This is a genomic window from Duganella radicis (genome assembly GCF_009720825.1).
Lineage (GTDB): Bacteria > Pseudomonadota > Gammaproteobacteria > Burkholderiales > Burkholderiaceae_D > Rugamonas > Rugamonas radicis.
Window position 1 is genome coordinate 12,563 of the sequence record NZ_WNKY01000030.1, and the last position, 16,676, is coordinate 29,238.

At 59.0% G+C, this 16,676-nt stretch carries 17 protein-coding genes, 1 tRNA gene and 1 pseudogene; 6 read left to right on the forward strand and 13 right to left on the reverse strand.

The window, feature by feature from the left end; translation table 11 throughout:
- Positions 1–801, forward strand: coding sequence for an indole-3-glycerol phosphate synthase TrpC (gene trpC, locus GM676_RS21735; protein WP_155466028.1), 801 nt, complete (start codon positions 1–3; stop codon positions 799–801).
- On the opposite strand, the gene GM676_RS21740 is transcribed toward trpC, so the two are convergent.
- From GM676_RS21740 to GM676_RS21770, 7 genes are all read right to left on the reverse strand, one after another.
- Positions 752–1,948, reverse strand: coding sequence for a GGDEF domain-containing protein (locus GM676_RS21740; RefSeq protein WP_371866333.1), 1,197 nt, complete (start codon positions 1,946–1,948; stop codon positions 752–754). The two genes, trpC and GM676_RS21740, sit on opposite strands and share 50 nt — an antisense overlap.
- Positions 1,949–2,046: 98 nt before the next feature.
- On the reverse strand, positions 2,047–3,858 hold the full coding sequence (locus GM676_RS21745; protein ID WP_371866334.1) for a M61 family metallopeptidase: 1,812 nt from the start codon (positions 3,856–3,858) through the stop codon (positions 2,047–2,049).
- A complete protein-coding gene (locus GM676_RS21750; RefSeq protein ID WP_155466030.1) occupies positions 3,858–4,424 on the reverse strand; it encodes a nucleotidyltransferase family protein in 567 nt (188 codons plus the stop codon). Before GM676_RS21750 ends, GM676_RS21745 begins: the two co-directional genes overlap by 1 nt.
- A gap of 4 nt (positions 4,425–4,428) precedes the next feature.
- Complete coding sequence (locus GM676_RS21755) at positions 4,429–6,645, reverse strand: xanthine dehydrogenase family protein molybdopterin-binding subunit (protein WP_155466031.1); 2,217 nt, start codon at positions 6,643–6,645, stop codon at positions 4,429–4,431.
- A gap of 14 nt (positions 6,646–6,659) precedes the next feature.
- Positions 6,660–7,118: a (2Fe-2S)-binding protein gene (locus GM676_RS21760; protein WP_154383347.1), complete on the reverse strand. Its 459-nt coding sequence runs from the start codon at positions 7,116–7,118 to the stop codon at positions 6,660–6,662.
- Between the two features lie 29 nt (positions 7,119–7,147).
- Positions 7,148–7,876, reverse strand: a complete 729-nt coding sequence (locus GM676_RS21765; RefSeq protein ID WP_155466032.1) for a DsbC family protein — start codon at positions 7,874–7,876, stop codon at positions 7,148–7,150.
- 21 nt (positions 7,877–7,897) lie between these two features.
- Positions 7,898–9,118: an FAD-dependent monooxygenase gene (locus GM676_RS21770; RefSeq protein WP_155466033.1), complete on the reverse strand. Its 1,221-nt coding sequence runs from the start codon at positions 9,116–9,118 to the stop codon at positions 7,898–7,900.
- Between the two features lie 77 nt (positions 9,119–9,195).
- Between GM676_RS21770 and GM676_RS21775 the strand changes: the two genes are divergently transcribed.
- A tRNA-Phe gene (locus GM676_RS21775) sits at positions 9,196–9,271 on the forward strand.
- Positions 9,272–9,584: 313 nt separating this feature from the next.
- Here the strand turns inward: GM676_RS21775 and GM676_RS21780 are convergent.
- Positions 9,585–10,028, reverse strand: coding sequence for a hypothetical protein (locus GM676_RS21780; protein ID WP_155466034.1), 444 nt, complete (start codon positions 10,026–10,028; stop codon positions 9,585–9,587).
- The gene (locus tag GM676_RS21785) at positions 10,019–11,611 is read right to left on the reverse strand and encodes an RHS repeat-associated core domain-containing protein (protein ID WP_229262814.1); all 1,593 of its coding nucleotides are present in this window, start codon (positions 11,609–11,611) and stop codon (positions 10,019–10,021) included. The genes GM676_RS21780 and GM676_RS21785 overlap by 10 nt, the downstream gene beginning before the upstream one ends.
- Between GM676_RS21785 and GM676_RS21790 the strand changes: the two genes are divergently transcribed.
- Positions 11,573–12,049: an IS66 family transposase gene (locus GM676_RS21790; protein ID WP_229262817.1), complete on the forward strand. Its 477-nt coding sequence runs from the start codon at positions 11,573–11,575 to the stop codon at positions 12,047–12,049. The genes GM676_RS21785 and GM676_RS21790 overlap by 39 nt on opposite strands.
- A 488-nt stretch (positions 12,050–12,537) precedes the next feature.
- Here the strand turns inward: GM676_RS21790 and GM676_RS21795 are convergent, their stop codons facing one another.
- The 3 genes and pseudogenes from GM676_RS21795 to GM676_RS21805 all read right to left on the reverse strand — a co-directional run bounded on the left by GM676_RS21795 (position 12,538) and on the right by GM676_RS21805 (position 14,436).
- Positions 12,538–12,942, reverse strand: a complete 405-nt coding sequence (locus tag GM676_RS21795; protein WP_155466036.1) for a hypothetical protein — start codon at positions 12,940–12,942, stop codon at positions 12,538–12,540.
- Between the two features lie 504 nt (positions 12,943–13,446).
- Positions 13,447–13,706 (reverse strand): annotated as a pseudogene (locus GM676_RS21800) (helix-turn-helix domain-containing protein); the annotation flags it as partial.
- A 199-nt stretch (positions 13,707–13,905) separates the two neighbouring features.
- The gene (locus GM676_RS21805) at positions 13,906–14,436 is read right to left on the reverse strand and encodes a DNA-deoxyinosine glycosylase (protein WP_155466037.1); all 531 of its coding nucleotides are present in this window, start codon (positions 14,434–14,436) and stop codon (positions 13,906–13,908) included.
- Between the two features lie 56 nt (positions 14,437–14,492).
- On the opposite strand from GM676_RS21805, the gene GM676_RS21810 reads away from it, so the two are divergent.
- Positions 14,493–14,930 (forward strand): Mpo1 family 2-hydroxy fatty acid dioxygenase, encoded by a 438-nt coding sequence (locus GM676_RS21810; RefSeq protein ID WP_155466038.1) that lies wholly within the window; start codon positions 14,493–14,495, stop codon positions 14,928–14,930.
- On the opposite strand, the gene GM676_RS31610 is transcribed toward GM676_RS21810, so the two are convergent.
- On the reverse strand, positions 14,927–15,064 hold the full coding sequence (locus GM676_RS31610) for a hypothetical protein (RefSeq protein ID WP_170304337.1): 138 nt from the start codon (positions 15,062–15,064) through the stop codon (positions 14,927–14,929). The genes GM676_RS21810 and GM676_RS31610 overlap by 4 nt on opposite strands.
- Before the next feature lie 163 nt (positions 15,065–15,227).
- Here GM676_RS31610 and GM676_RS21815 point away from each other — a divergent pair, with 163 nt between their 5' ends.
- Positions 15,228–16,139, forward strand: a complete 912-nt coding sequence (locus tag GM676_RS21815) for a DMT family transporter (RefSeq protein ID WP_155466039.1) — start codon at positions 15,228–15,230, stop codon at positions 16,137–16,139.
- Complete coding sequence (locus GM676_RS21820; RefSeq protein ID WP_155466040.1) at positions 16,136–16,627, forward strand: GNAT family N-acetyltransferase; 492 nt, start codon at positions 16,136–16,138, stop codon at positions 16,625–16,627. The genes GM676_RS21815 and GM676_RS21820 overlap by 4 nt, the downstream gene beginning before the upstream one ends.
- The last annotated feature ends 49 nt before the right edge of the window (positions 16,628–16,676 follow it).

A 16,676-nucleotide genomic window follows, 5' to 3' on the forward strand; every position in this document is an offset into this window, starting at 1 on the left:
ATGTCTGACATTCTGAATAAAATCCTCGCGGTGAAAGCCGACGAAGTCGCCGCCGCCAAAAAACACCGCAGCTTCGCCAGCCTGCGCGACGAGGTGGAATCCAACACCGAACTGCGCGCCGGCCTGCGCGGCTTTGAAGCCAGCCTGCGCGCCAAAATCAACGCCGGCAAGCCGGGCGTGATCACCGAAATCAAGAAGGCGTCGCCATCGAAAGGCGTGATCCGCGCCGACTTCCGCCCGGCAGAAATCGCCGCCACCTACGAAGCCAATGGCTCCGCGTGCCTGTCGGTGCTGACCGACGAGCAGTTCTTCCAGGGTTCGGTGGCGTACTTGCAGCAGGCGCGCGGCGCCTGCTCGCTGCCGGTGCTGCGCAAGGACTTCATGATCGACATCTACCAGATCTACGAAGCGCGGGCGATGGGCGCCGATGCCATTCTGCTGATCGTGTCGGCGCTGGATCACGGCCTGATGGCGGAAATGGAAGCCGTGGCCCACGAACTGGGGATGGACGTGCTGGTGGAAACCCACGATGGCGACGAGCTGACTGCCGCGCTGAAGCTGAAAACCCGTCTGGTGGGCGTCAACAACCGCAATCTGCGCACTTTCGAGGTATCGCTGCAAAACACCCTCGGCCTGCTGGACCGCATGCCAGTCGATAAGCTGGTGATCACCGAATCCGGCATCCTGACTCCGGCCGATGTCAAAACCATGCGCGACGCCAACGTGCATGCCTTCCTGGTCGGCGAAGCGTTTATGCGCGCGCCCGATCCTGGTGCCGAGCTGGCACGCCTGTTCCAGTAAAAGCCGCATCCGGCGCGATCTCATAGCGGTCGCGCCCTCTTTCCTTAGCGCAATATAACGCCTTGTCGGCGCGGACCAGGATGCCATCCAGGCTTTCCTCCGCGCTGGTCTGGCAGGCCACGCCGACGCTGACCGTGTACGACGGCACGTCCGGACGCGGCGCACGCAGCGCCGTCTGGATGCGCTCGGTGATATGCAGCGCCCGGTCCAGGCCGGTGGCCGGCAGCAGCACCACAAATTCCTCGCCGCCAAAACGCGCCAGATGATCGGACGCGCGCAAGGCCTTGGCGATTACCTGCGCCACATCGATTAATACGCGGTCGCCAACGGCATGGCCGTGGCAGTCGTTGATTTTTTTAAAGTAATCGATATCGATATTCAGCATGGTCATGAATGTGCCTTCGCGACGCATCAAGGCATGCTCTTTGGCATAGATATCGGCGAACCCACGGCGATTTAATACCTCGGTTAATGGATCGAGCGTGGAACGTCTTTCCAATATGGTTTGCAGACGGCGCGTGCACACCGTCATGAATCCCACCGTCATCAGCAGAATCATGAAATGACCGGTGGCCAGGTAAATACTCTGAAATGGGCCAATCGCCAGCAAATTAATATGGGCCTCACCATTTATTGAAGCTAACACGCCGCGTGTTAATACCACCAAAGCCTGCACTATCATTAATGCCCGGAAAAATCGGGTTGAAAAATGCGGCTCGCCGTGCTTCCAGATTAGATAAATCAGGCGCAAGTAGAATATCGACGCCAGATAAGAGAACGCCGCTACCCGATAACTGAAATTCGGCACGAAGATCAGCCAATAGCCGATCGTCAGCATGCTCACCAGCCAAATGCCGTGAAATAGCATCCACGATGGGCGCAGCTCGTAAAACTTTTCTGTACCGATCAGCATAAACCCCAGTGCCCAGATCAGCACCGAATTCGCACACATTTTGGGGATATACGTGCTGTCACCCAGGTTATAAAACATGGCCCCGGCCACTAGCAACAACAAGCCGAATGACCATTCGCGCATGCCTTGAATCTCCTTGGGGAAACTCAGGTGCGCGGAATACAGCACGACACTCATGGCGCCGGCCATCAGGGTCGCCATCACGATGACGGTGGAGGGGTCGAGCAAAATCACTATGTATGCCAGTTTTGAGCTTTTACGTGCTAAAAATTAGCATGAGTGTAACGTAAAAAAAAGCCGCGCCATAGGGGCGCGGCTGTTTTGAGAAAAATTTACCGGCTTGCACTTGGTCGAAGCGGGCCAGTCGATTTCCTGGCCGACGCTTCCAGACTCAGGGTAATGCCGGGAACGCGCTCGCCTTGCAGAGTTAAATCGAAGACCATTAATTCGTCGCGGCGGAAGGCATGGACTTCCACCGCATCGCCAACAACATAGCGCGACAGCAGATTATCCAGATTGGTGGCAGTTACGCGCAAGCCATCGACTGCAATCAGAATATCGCCGGCCGATAATCCGGCGCGGTGAGCAGCGCCATTTTCATGGACGGCAGACAGTTTGCAGTCATTTCCATCGCGGCCGAGATTCGCATCGAAACTCGGCTTTGATGATTTACGCTCGTCATTATATTTAACGCCAAATGGCGCCAGCAATTTAGCCAGCGGCAAGTCTTCGGTGCCGCGAATGTATTTATCGAAGAAGGGCTTGAATCGGCCGCCACTAATTTCATCGAATAAGGCTTCCGCTTCGGCCGGCGTAACGCCACGGCCACCGCCGTTATAGAAATCGCGGCCATAACGCTGCCATAACGCGCGCATGACATCGTCCAGCGATTTTTTTCCACCGGTTTTAGCACGTATGCTTAAATCCAGCGCCAAGCCAATTAAAGACCCCTTGGTGTAATAGCTGATAATCGCATTCGGTGCATTTTCATCCTGGCGATAATATTTACCCCAAGCGTCAAAACTGGAATCGGCCACGCTTTGCTTGGTACGTCCGCTGCCGCGCAATACGCTGCCTACGGTCTTGCCCAGCAATTTGAAATAAGCCGGCTCAGTGATCAGGCCGGCGCGCACCAACATCAAATCGTCGTAATAACTGGTGAAACCTTCGAACAGCCACAATAGCGGCGAGTAATTCTCGACTTGCAGGTTATAAGGGGCAAACGCGGCCGGCTTAATGCGCTTCACATTCCAGGTATGGAAGTATTCGTGGCTGCACAGGCCGAGGTATTGCAGGTAACCGTCGCTGATTTCCTTGCCCTTGGCCGAGGCGGTCGGCAGGTCGTTGCGGTTGCAGATCAGCGCGGTCGAGGCGCGGTGTTCCAGCCCGCCGTAACCGTCCCCCACCGCCATCGTCATGAACACATAGCGGTCCATTGGCGCTTTTTTGGTCTTGGGCTCGAAGAAGGCGATCTGGGTCTCGCAGATTTTTTTCAGGTCGACGCTCAGGCGCGCCAGGTCCAGATTCGGCACCCGGCCGGTGATGACGATGTCGTGCGGGACGCCATGCGCCTTGAAGGTGGCCAGCGCAAAGTCGCCCTGCTCCACCGGATGATCGATCAGTTCATCATAGTTGGAGGCGATGTAAGTGCCAAAACCATAACGTTTCGCTTTCAGTTCCGGCAGCGAGGTGGCGACGCGCCACGCCGCCGCCGCCTCGTCGGCCGGACGCTGGATGTCCACCACGTGCGCCTGTTCTTCCTGTCCCAGCACGCGCAGGAACACGCTGGTGCCGTTGAAGAAGCCATGGTTCTGGTCCAGATGCGCTGCGCGCACCGACAAATCCCAGGCGTAGACTTCATAGTGCAGCGTCAGCGGCGCCGCGCGGTCGGCCAGCGGGGCGGCCTGCCACGAGTGCTTATCCAGCTTGGTCAGCTCGACCGGCTGGCCTTTCGATTCGGCCCGGATGCGCACAATATTGCGAGAAAACTCACGGATCATGTAGCTGCCGGGGATCCACGCCGGCAGCGCGAAAATCTGTCCGCCTTCGGCCGGCGCGGCCACCGTCACCGAAACATGGAACAAGTGCGCCGCCAGATCATGGCCGACGATGGTATAGGCGATAGCCGGTTGATTTTTTTTCATCATAAATCCTGTTTTGTGTCGATGTCGCGCACCACGCCTTCATCGTCGACGACCACTTCGCTTACCGAGTGGCTTTTTAAAATTGCGCGCGCGCCCTGATCGCCTTCCAGCGCCAGCAGCAACGGCAGGTGATATGCACTGAAGGCGACCGGATTGCCGCGCCGTCCCTCAAACACGGGCGCCGCGATGCGCGCCCCGCGTTCTATTGTAGCGACCAACGCGCGCATGGTATCCGGCCGGACGTGCGGCATGTCGCCCAGTCCTATCAGCCAGCCTTCGGCGCCCTTGGTGTAATCGATTGCGGTGGTAAGGGATTCGGCCATGCCCAGATCGGCGGTGGCGCAGACGCGCACCTCGCAACCGAGGCGGCCCAGCAGCGCGGCGAGCTTGTCGTCGCCCTCGCGCACCACGGCCAGCACGCGCGGCAGCACGGCCAGCATATTCTTCGCGCTGGCGGCGACGACGATTTCGCCGTCGGCCAGCGTTTGCAGCAGTTTGTTTTCCACGCCGGACGGGTCGAAACGTCGACCACGTCCGGCTGCAAGCAGGATGCCGACTAAAGCCATCCGGTCAGGCGCTGGCCAGGTCGAACGGCAGCTTGCGCAGGCGCTTGCCGGTCAACTTGAACAGCGCGTTGGCGAATGCGGGCGCCAGCGGCGGCAGGCCTGGCTCGCCCATGCCGGTCGGCGGATCGTTGGAAGGCACGATGTGCACGGCGATCTTCGGCATGTCGGTCATGCGCGCCACGGTGTAGTCGCTGAAGTTCTGCTGTTCGACCACGCCGTCTTTCAACGTGATGGCGGCGCCCGGCAAGGTCATGCCGAGGCCCATCAGCGCCGCGCCCTGGATCTGCGCTTCAATGGTCAATGGATTGACCGCCGTGTTGCAGTGGACACCGGCTGTGACCGAGTGCAGTTTCGGCTGACCGTTCTTCACCGAAGCCACCACCACGTAGGCGATCACGGTGTTGAACGATTCATGCACCGCCACGCCGTAAGCCTGGCCTTTAGGTAAAGCCTTCTTGCCGTAGCCCGACTTGGCGACCGCCAGCTCCAGCGCGGCGATGTGGCGCTTGCCCTTCTCACCCATCAGCTTTTTGCGATAGGCCACCGGATCCATTTTGGCCGCGTGCGCGGCTTCGTCGATCAGGGTCTCCATCACAAAGGCGGTGTGGGTCGAACCGACCGAACGCCACCACAGCACCGGCACATTGGCCTTGACCGAGTGTGCACTCAGATTGAGCGGCACTTCGTACGGCTCCCCCATGCCTTCGACCATGGTCGCGTCGACGCCATCCTTGATCATCATCGGCTCGAATGGCGTGCCGGTCAGGATGGACTGGCCGACGATGACATGATTCCACGCCACGATCTCGCCCTTGGCATCGACGCCGATATCGGCGCGGTGCACGTGGGATGGACGGTAGTAGCCGCCCTTGACGTCGTCCTCGCGGCTCCAGATGACTTTAACCGGTTCCTTGTGTCCCGCGGCCTGCCATACCTTGGCGATGTTGACCGCTTCAACGAGATAGTCGGAAGTCGGCACCGCGCGGCGGCCAAAGCCACCGCCCGCCATCATGGTATTCAACGTCACCTGCTCCGGCTTCAAGCCGGCGGTGGCGGCAATCGCACCCTGGTCCATGGTCTGGAACTGCGAGCCAGCCCACACCGTGCAGCCATCCTTGCGCAGATCGACCACGCAGTTCAGCGGCTCCATCGGCGCGTGCGCCAGATACGGGAATTCATACACAGCGGAGATTTTCTTCGCCGCGCCAGCCAGCTTGGAAGTATCGGCCTTGCGCACCGGATTGCCCGGCTTTTGCGACAGCGTCTTGAACTCGGCCAGCTGCTTGTCGCTGCTGACTTTCTCCACGCCGCTGGTATCCCAGTCGATGGCCAGCGCTTCGCGGCCGGTCTTGGCCGGCCAGTAGCCCTCGGCGATCACCACCACGCCGCTGCCGCCGCGATCAGTCTTCACTTCCAGCACATCGATCACGCCTTTGATGGCCTTGGCCTTGCTGGCGTCGAATTTGGCGACCTTGGCGCCGAATACCGGTGGACGCGCCACCACCGCGACTTTGCTGTCCGGCGCCTTGAAGTCCATGCCGAACTGCTGCTTGCCGCTGGACTTGGCGCGCGCGTCGAGGCGCTTCACCGGCTTGCCAATGATGGTGAAGTCTTTCGGGTCTTTCAGCTTGACGGTGGCAGGCACCGGTTGCTTCATGGCCGCTTCTGCCAGCGCGCCGTAAGTGGCCGTCTGGCCCGAAGGACCGATCAGCGTGCCCTTGACGGTCTTGATCTGGTCCGCCGGCACCTTCCACTGCTCGGCCGCCGCCGCGATCAGCATCGCGCGCGCCTTGGCGCCGATTTCGCGGTACTGCAAGTACGAGTGGGCCACGCTGCCCGAGCCGCCGGTGATCTGGATACCGAACGCCGGGTCCTTGTACTGGTCGCCGGCCGGCGCCAGCGCGCCGTTCACTTTCGACCAATCCGCATCCAGTTCTTCCGCGATCAGCATCGGCAGCGCGGTTTGCACGCCCTGTCCGAACTCCAGACGGTTGACCTGCACCGTCACCGTGTTATCCGGTGCGATGTGCAGGAATGCGTTCGGTTCATACACCTTGGCCGGCGGCTGCTGCGCGTTGGCGAAACGTCCGCCGCCCTGCACCACGAAGCCCAGCACAAAACCGCCGCCGACCACGGCGCCGGCTTTCATGAAAACGCGGCGCGACATGCCCGATGCCGAAGCGCTGGCGATCGTGCCTTGATTAAGCCATTCGATACGCATAATGGTCTCCATCCTCAGGCGATGGCTTTGGCAGCGTCTTTGATGGCGGCACGGATGCGCTGATACGTGCCGCAGCGGCAGATATTGCCGCTCATGGCGTTATCGATGTCGGCATCCGACGGATTTTTATTCGTGCGCAGCAGCGCGGTGGCGCTCATGATCTGGCCACTCTGGCAGTAGCCGCATTGCGGCACGTCGATCTTGACCCACGCATCCTGCACGGCTTTGCCCACCTTGTCGGTTTCCATGGCCTCGATGGTGGTGATCTTCTGGCCGGCGGCGGCCGAAATCGGCGTCACGCAGGAGCGGATCGGCTGACCGCCAAGGTGCACGGTGCAGGCGCCGCACAGTGCCATGCCGCAGCCGAATTTGGTGCCGGTCATATTCAGGTTGTCACGCAAGGCCCACAGGATCGGCGTCGAGGGATCGGCGTCTACCTGCACATCTTTACCGTTGATGTTCAAAGTGATCATTCAAGTCTCCTGTTGTCGCTGCGTTGTGATTACTGCTTAACCTTGCCCAGTTTCGCCTCCAGCGTCTTGGCGTCGATGGCGCCCGGAATGCGCGAGCCGTCGGCGAAGAAGATCGCCGGCGTGCCGGACACGCCCAGCTTGCGGCCCAGTTCCAGCACCTCGTCGTTCGGCGTGGCGCACGATGCGGCGGCCACCGGTGCGGCTTTGCCGCTCACCATCCAGTCATCCCATGCCTTGCTGCGGTCGGCCGAGCACCAGATGTTCTTCGACTTGGTGAACGAATCATCCGACAGGATGTTGTACAGGAAGGTGTAGATGGTGACGTTGTCGGTTTCCTTGAGCGTGGTCTGGCGCAGGCGCTTGCAGTAGCCGCAGTTAGGGTCTTCGAACACGGCGATCACGCGCGAGCCGTCGCCCTTGACGGTCTTGATGGCTTTATCCAGCGGCAGGTCGGAGAACTTGATCTTCGAAATTTCGTCGATGCGCTCGCGCGTCAGGTCGGCGCCGGTGGTCAGGTTGAATACGTGGCCGTTGATCAGATAGGTGGCGGTTTTGTCGGTGTACAGGATGTCGCTGCCGATACGCACTTCATACAGGCCTGCGTAGGGCGTCTCCTTGACCGAATCCACTTTCACGTTCACGCCCAGGCGCGGCTCGATCAGCTTCTTGATGGCCTCAGTGCTGGGCGGGTTTTGCGCGCCGACGCAGGATGCCATCAACACGGACAACGACAGCAACGCGATCTTACTCTTTCTCATAACTTCTCCGGTAACGACTGATTACTTGCCCATCGCGTGAGAGATGAGGCGGCGCTTCAGCACAGGTAATTTATCCAACAAGTTTAATCCGAAATTACGAACCACGCGCAGAGGCTCGATATCCGCCTCGAACAGACGCGCCAGACCATCGGTGGTGAGCTGCATCAGCAGCACATCTTCCTTGCGCGCGCGCTCGTAGCGGGCCAGCACGCGGTCGTCGCCGATGCCGCGGTGCGGCTCGCGTTCGGACAGGGTTTTCACCAGCTGCGCCACATCGGCGAAGCCCAGGTTCATGCCATGGCCGGCCAGCGGATGGACCACGTGGGCGGCGTCGCCGATCAGGGCCACGCGCGGTGCAATCATCGCGTGCGGGCGCACCAGGCGCAGTGGGAAGTCGCGCACCAGCTCCGGTTGCAGCGGCGTCAGGGCGCCCAGCTTCTCGCGGGCATAGACGGCGAGGCGGTCGGCGATCTGCTGCGCCGATTCGGCGCGCAGCGTATCGGCCAGTTGCTCGGGCGCGGACCATACCAGCGATACCTTGTTGCCGGGCAGTGGCAGCAAGGCCACGATGCCTTCGGCGCCGGTGAACCATTGATAGGCCGCGCCGTGGTGTGGCAATTCGCATTCAAAATTGGTGACCACGGCGCACTGGTTGTAGCTGCGGTAATCGAGGCCGATGTCGCACTGGCCGCGCACCCAGGACTGCGCGCCGTCGGCGCCGACCACCAGCGCGGCCTTGATGCTGCCGCCGTCGTCGAGATGTACGCTGGCGCTGTCGGCGGCGCGCAGCAAGCCGGTGGCGCGGCCACTGACCATCTTCACGTTCTGGGCGAAGCGCAGCGCCGCGTCCAGCGCCTGATTCAGATTGCGGTCTTCAAGTATCCAGGTCAGCGTGTCGGCGTGGGCGCCGTAGGCGTCGAAAGCCAGGCCGCCGGCTTGCGGACCATCGCCCTGCACGATCATGGCGTCGACCGGCGCCACGCGGGCGTGGTCCAGCGCATCCCACACGCGCAGGGAGGACAACAGCTTGTGGGCGGTGTGATTGAGCGCGTAAACGCGCGCGTCCCACCCCGGATCGGCCGCTGGCGGCGCCGGCGGCGGGGCCGGAGGACCGAGCAGCGTCACACTCAGGCCGGCCTGGGCCAAGCCCAGCGCCGCGGTCTTGGCAATCGCGCCATTGCCAACGATGCAAATATCACTTTCGGTCACGCGCGGCGCGGCGGGAGAGGTGGGCTTATTCATCCGGCCATTATAGCGTTTGTAGGAAATGGAAATTGCCCCTTGCGCTTTGCCAGCCGCATGCTATAATTCTGCTCCTTGGCCTGGTAGCTCAGTTGGTAGAGCAGAGGATTGAAAATCCTTGTGTCGGTGGTTCGATTCCGCCCCGGGCCACCAAGAACACCCAAAGCAAAAACGCCGATCCGTGCAGATCGGCGTTTTTGCTTTGGGTGTAAAAATTTCCTAAGCTACAGATCTATTCCCGATCCGTCCCCTACTCAACCGACCAAATACCGGTTACGCCATCGCCAGGTCAATATGACCTGGCGATGGGGCTGGCGCGACAAAGCCAAGCCCCCAGCACTCTGGCGCGCTCCGCACGCGTTTTCGGAAAGAAGCAGCCAACATTCGTAATGGATGCAGCCCATGGCGGTAGCCGTGGGCATTCGCGCAAAGTGTCGGCTATCATATCACCTCCGCCTACATGCTACTATTGCTCGAAAGGGCTGCGCATCGACAACTCGCCATTGGAATGCACGTACACAACCTTGGTTTTGATCAACCCATCAGCAATGCGGCCCAGCGCTAGCTGTACCAACAAACGATCGGGCAGCCGTTTGATCATCGCGCTATCGAAAGAAAGCTGAACATTGTTGACAGTCAGCCCGCGCAGTTCACTCAACTGTGCTGCACTAAGACGAAACTTGCGATCAAACGCCTCGATGTTAAGCGCCTCGACCCCAGAGGCTGACTGCGTTCCCCACACCTTGATAGGTCGCGCGTCAGTAGGACTCGTCGTTACCAGCGAGAAGCTAGACAAGACTAGCGGCTGCTCAGACGACGCACGCCCTGCGGCTGGCACGAGCAACATACCGAGCGCGAGAAGCATTCCGCCAATCACATGCCGAAAAGAGCGCCGCAAAATTAAGGACATGGTTTCCCTCCTCCAGGAAGCAAGATCATTTCAACACGACCGCGTAATTTCTTGTTTTTGTTCGGGTAATACTTCAGCAGTGACAGATTGGGCGTGGCCACGTAGATGGGATACTGCAATGCATTTCCTGTAATCATGTCACCCTCGGAGAAGTAATTATCGGAGCTTGAAAGAAATTTACCATGTGTATGTATCATCCCAACGTCTGTTTTGAACCAGCTCGGGCTCCCTATAGCGCCGCCATGAGAGCCTAGTGGAGTGCCCTTCTCATACGTAAAACCGTTGTCGACCTTGTACAAATATGAGAAATATTCTTTTCCCTCGCTGATTGATTGAGGATTGTATTCCGCAGCGAAAGCGATTGCCGCCATATCCAACGTCGCATACACGTCACCGGGGGCCAATCCCGCCAAATCAATCATTGAGAGGGGGTTGCCTCTCACATATGCATATGTGTTTATGCCGCCTGAGAGCCCAATCGGGTCGCTTTGCATATAACGCTTAGTCGCGGGGTCATAGTATCGATTCCAGTTGTACCAGAGCCCAGACTCCACATCGTAGTATTGACCAGGGAAGCCTATATTGAGCCCCCCAATCGTATCGACTGCTACGGTACGATCAAACGCCGTGTTATTTGCACGCCAGACAATCGTACCGGACGTATTGGTCAGCACCTCAGGACGGCCAAGGTGGTCAGCATGCAGCGCATAGAACGTACCGCCGCGTGCAATCCCGATGAGGTTTGACTCCAGCCAGATATAGCTGGTGGGCGTGGTTCCAGTTTCGTAAATCAATCGCCCTTCGTCATCGTAGATATAGCGCGTAGTCCCCTTCAAAACACGTTGATTCAGCAAATTACTGGTATAGGTCGTCGTCACGCCGGAGACGGTCATCGTCTGAGTACGGTTGAAGTTGTCATAGGTGATGTTATGCACCCCATCGGCCGTCACCTTACCAACGTTATCGTAAGTGAAGGATCGAGAGATGCCTCCGCTGACTGAAACCAGGCGGTTGCTTGATGGCGACACCGTCACCGTACTGGACACGCCAGCCCGGCTCATTGTCAGCGGGTTGCCAGCGGCGTCCCAAGTAATGGATTGATTGTCGCCGCTGCGCGTCACAGTGGACAACCTCTCATTCGCATCGTAAAGCAAGGTCTCGCTTTGTGTGGAATAGATGCCATCCGTGATCGATTGAACCGTATCGGCGTTGGTCGTGTATCCATAGGTGAGCTTGTGGACTGCACCGCCATCGAGCTTCGTGACACGTCCGTCAGCATCAAGCGTAATCAAGCGCGATAAGCCGTTCCCATATTTCCAAGCATAGAGCAAGTTGGTTGCTGGTTGTCGCAAGAAAGAACCAGCGATCGTGGCCGCTCCAGCGATATTGCTGGTAATTCCGGAAACGCGACCGTAGGCGTCGTAGCCGTACGTCAGGGCCACTCCTCCCGCATACGTCATGGTGGTTTTGCGCCCCGTTGTAGCATCCGGCGCAAATTCTTCGACGCACACGCCGCTAGCGGCAGTCCGGTCGCCGCCGAGGCGCTGCGGCGCATCGGCGCGTTGTACGCGATCGAGCAGCAAGGTGCAGGACTTGATCCACCGCAGCGCCAGGCGCTGCGTCAACGCCTTGCCATACCGGTACTGGCCGAACTGCACGCCTGGTTGCTGGCGACTGAACGCACCGTGGCCACCGGCAGCGGCACGGTCAAGGCCGTCGAGCACGCGCTCAAGCGCTGGCCGGCGCTCGAACGCTATGCCGGCTCGGGCACGCTGCCGATCGATAACAATGCTATCGAAAACGCCATCCGTCCCATCGCCATCGGCAAAAAGAACTGGCTGTTTACCGGCTCCGAACGCGCAGGCCACCGGGAAGCCGCCATCCAGAGCTTGTTCGCGACGGCCAAGCTCAACGGACTTGATTCGGCACGCTGGCTGGCCGATGTATTGGAACGTCTCCCGACGTGCCCCAACAGCCAGGTCGACTCGCTGCTGCCATTTCCGAACTCTACGCAGTCCTGATCCTGCTGAACAGGTGGGGCGGTTGAACGCTTACGTTCGATTCCGCCCCGGGCCACCAAGAACACCGCAAGTAAAACGCCAACCCATGCAGGTTGGCGTTTTTGTTTGGGGAGCCTACAGTTCTTGTGTCTGGTCGATTCAAGTTGCCGGAGATTTAAATCGCAAAGCCACAAACCAAACCGCAGCCACTTGCAACGCCCCCAACGCCGTCCATATCGATTGAAATGCAATTACATTATCTAATAACGAAGGCATTACATTAACGATAATCTCCATCAAAAGAGACGAGGGCATGCTTACAAAGTAAAAAACACCCCCCGGCAACAGGTGCTCTTCAGCAGAATTCTCAAAAAGAAGCGTAGCCCAGCCCCACGATGCAGCCTCCTCGCGAATAAAAAATAAAATCGCCCCGTCTGGAATCCCGGCCGGGGGCGATTTTTTATCGGCTCTGGCCGCCGAAGTTCGGTAAATTAGAAGAGTTACCTTGCTTACAGACTACGTTTTACAGTGTTAAAGAAATCACCATTTCTCTTAATGGCATGTTCGAGCTGTGCATGCAATTCCCTTGCGGCAATACGAAGATTGGTCCATCCAGGGTGGCTCATGGCCTTCTTATGGTCACCCCGCGACAAGGCAGCTTCTGGAAGCTCCATTAACAAACTCAACAATTTCGTTATCGCATTTCTTTCATTCAAGGATAGATAGGCGACAGGCCAATTTATCAGCGCAATGCCGTTATCATGAACATCTTGCTGAATTTCTTGGGCAACATTGAAGTTGCCCATGGCTTCACATTGCTCTGGTGCACTCAACGACAAGACGTCAACCGCCTGTACAAAATAAAAGAAGCAGTTGTGAAATGATTCCTCCAACGACGCAGGTTCCTTGTCCATTACCGTTCCAATTTTCGAAGTCATTTAAGCTACTGCCTGTATGTTAATGTACATCCCCTGAATAAAGCAGTAGACCGATTGCGACGCCAAGACGCATCCACCAAGTCGGCGATGGCACTACAGGAGGGGCCGCCGGTTTGGGGACTCCCGGTTCGTTCCCTGGATGCGCCATTTCCGGCGTAATAGGGTTCCCGCTTAAATCGTAGCGTGCCCAGGGTGTAGTTGGCGTCTTTGCAATATGCGTCTTTGGCGGAAGCAGATGTGGTTCTTTTGACCGGTGGCTACGGGGTGTATGCAGACGCATCAGCGCAACTCGGTCCAGTAAAGGGAAGTATGGTGCAAACTTCGGACGCACCATGAATGACTGCACGGCTTCTAATGTGCCACTTGTCTTACAGAAACGCCAAGGCCACTGGACCGTTGTTGGTGCAAAGGTAGTAAATGCCAGAGGTGAAGCGGCCGTGATTGTTGAGTGATCCGGATCGAGCGCACGCCGGAGGGCTAGACAAACACACCCCGACCGCGCAGTTCGTTAGAGGCCCGCAGCTGGCCGTACACCGGCTGTTCCAACGTGAGGGCCAGAACCGCAGTCTCGGTGTCCTCGTCTACCCGATTCTTGATGTTGGGCTTTTTGCGATTGGCATCGATCAGGGCATCAATCCCCCCTCGACAGCCGACTGATATCGATAGAAAGTATCACGGGAAAATGCCATTACCTTGCAGGCACGCGATACATTGCCCAGCTCAGTCGCTAAATTTAGCAGACCGACCTTGTACCCTTGCCGAGGCCCTACTGTAGGATCAGATCTGAACTACTATCAAATATTAAGACATAGTATGCCTCCGCACTTGCCATCGCGGCAGTTTCCCAACAAATGGCGACGTGGGAGGCCGACTCGCACGCTGTCGAAGCAAGACAATCCCTCTCTCAAGACGCCGGCGAGCAGTATTGAAGCCATGGGTTTACGGCTCGCTGTTCAGCCGCTCAACCACGCCAAGGCCGAGTCGCAGCGCTAGCCAGGCATCGCGCTTCGCGACGTAGGACAGCGTGTATGCCGGGCTGCTCGAGGGGAGATTGAAGATGCGGTAACGCCGCGCCTGCTTGCCCAATCTCTTCAAGCCCAGCCTGGCTGCGGTACCACCGTTGAAGGCGATGGTGTGAATATTGGGATAACGCGCCAGCAGCGCCGGCAAGTCGTTGTCGTTGCGGTCGCGGATTGCGCTGTCGAGGCTGCCCGGGCGGTGGGCTTCGGCCACCACGTCCCATAGGCCAACGCCATGCGCCAGCAAGGTTTGCAGCCGCGCCTCATACGCTAGCGGCACCAAGGCCACATCCAGCACCTCGGACATCAGCGCCCAGAATTTGTTCTGGCGGTTGCCATAGTATTGCTGGACGGCCAGCGATTTTTCACCGGGCAAACTGCCCAGCACCAGCAGCCGGGTGCGTTCATCCACCACCGGATCGAAACAACGCTTGCGCAAATCATCAGTCATGGGCGTATTCTACAGGTGTAGAATCAGCCGATAACAAAACGCCCAAGGAGACCACCATGCCGGACAACCGCGCCATCGACACCCTGCTGGCCAAGTACAGCGAGAGCCACCTCCACCCCACCAACGAAGTGATCCACTTCGTCTGCGTGCCGGTCATCGTGTTCACCTTGCTCGGCCTGCTATGGGCGCTGCATCCGCTGGTGGCGCTGGGCTTCACCGTGGCCTCGATGTGGTACTACTTCAAGCTGTCCAGGCCGTTCGCGCTCGGCATGCTGCTGATGGCGGCCGTGATGCTGTCCATCCTGGCCGCCCTGCCGCCGGCCAGCGTGCTGCCGCTGTCGATCATCATTTTCGTGCTGGCGTGGATAGGCCAGTTCATCGGCCACAAGATCGAGGGCAAGAAGCCGTCCTTTTTTGACGACCTGCGCTTCCTGCTGATCGGCCCGCTGTTCGTGCTGAGCTTCCTGTACCGCCGCCTGCACTGGGCCTATTAACGGAACCAGGAATGGGCGAACAAGGCCTGCGCCGCGCCCTGCATCTCATCGTCGGCCAGCAGCAGCACCAAAGCGGTGCTCAGGGCCACATAGCCCAACAGCGTGACGACTTTGACTTGCAGCGCGGTATTCATGGCGCTCTCCCGAAATGAAAAGAAGTATGAATTCACTATACTTGGTCTTTCGGCCAGCACCGCTGAATTTACACTCCCGTTACAACTTATACATTAATCCGTTGCGCCGCAACAAAACGCTGGCCGCTAGGCAAGATACGCCCCGGCCAGCTATACTGGTTTGATGTCTTCTCCACTGCTATTCATCACCGCCTGTCTGATCTGGGGCTCCACGTTTTTCGCCATTACGCTGCAACTCGGTGACGTGCCGCCGGCCGTGTCCGTGGTATATCGCTTCGCGCTGGCATCGGCCGTGCTGTTTGCCTGGTGCGCCGCGCGCGGCCACAAGCTGCCGCTGCCATGGCGCGCGCAACGCTGGCTGATCCTGCAAGGCAGCGCCACCTTTGCCGTCAGCTACATCTGCACCTACACCTCCGAGCAATACCTGGTCTCCGGGCTGGTGGCCGTGCTGTTCGCGCTGATGGTGTTCTGGAACCCCATCCTCAACCATCTGGTCTTCCGCACCCCGCTCAGTCCCCGCACATGGGCGGCCGGCGGGGTCGCCATTGCCGGCGTCACCCTGCTGTTCTACCACTCCATCCATGACGCATGGAATGAGATCTCGTCCGGTGGCAATGGTCATTTCCTGCTCGGCCTGGTGCTGGCGCTGTGCGCCACCATCGCCAGCTCGGTCGGCAACGTGCTGGTGATCAAAGTGCGCGAGCAATCCGACAACGTGCTGCTGACCATGGCCTGGTCCATGCTGTGGGGCAGCCTGCTGGTGGCGCTGTGGGTGCTGGTCAGCGGCCAGTCCTTCGTCATGCCGTCCACCGCCAGATACTGGGGCGGCCTGCTCTACCTGTCGCTGCTGGGCTCGGTGATCGCGTTTGCCGCCTACTTCACCCTGATCCACCGCATCGGCTCCGACAAGACCGTGTACATCGGCGTGGTGACGCCGGTGATCTCGGTGCTGCTGTCGATCCAGCTTGAACACTACCGTCCCGGTCCGCTGGAATGGATAGGCATGGTGCTATGCCTGTCCAGCGTGGCCTGGGTGCTGAAACCGACTTCCTCCACTACCGCAAAAACCCGATGAGTACCTCCGAACTGACCATCCGTCCGGCCACGCCGGCCGACGTCCCCGCCATCTTTGGCATGATCTTCGAGCTGGCCGTGTTTGAAAAGCTGGAGCACATGGTGGTCGCCAACGAAGCGGCCCTGCACGACAGCCTGTTCTGCGACAAGCCGGTGTGCGAGGCGCTGGTCGGCGAAACCGGTGGCGAGGTGGTCACCTTCGCGCTGTTCTTCCACAACTTCTCCACCTTCCTGTGCAAGAAAGGCCTGTACCTGGAAGACCTGTACGTGCAACAGGCGCATCGCGGCAAGGGTTACGGCAAGCAAATGCTGGTGGCGCTGGCGCAACTGGCGGTGGAGCGCGATTGCGGCCGCTTCGAATGGTCGGTGCTGGACTGGAACGCCAACGCCATCACCTTCTACCAAAACATGGGCGCCACCGTCATGCCCGACTGGCGCATCTGCCGCGTCACCGGCGACGCCCTGACGCAGCTGTCGTCGCAGGCATAAAATCAACCGTAGATTGAACTTCCTCATACGGCGCGGCACGGTATGAATG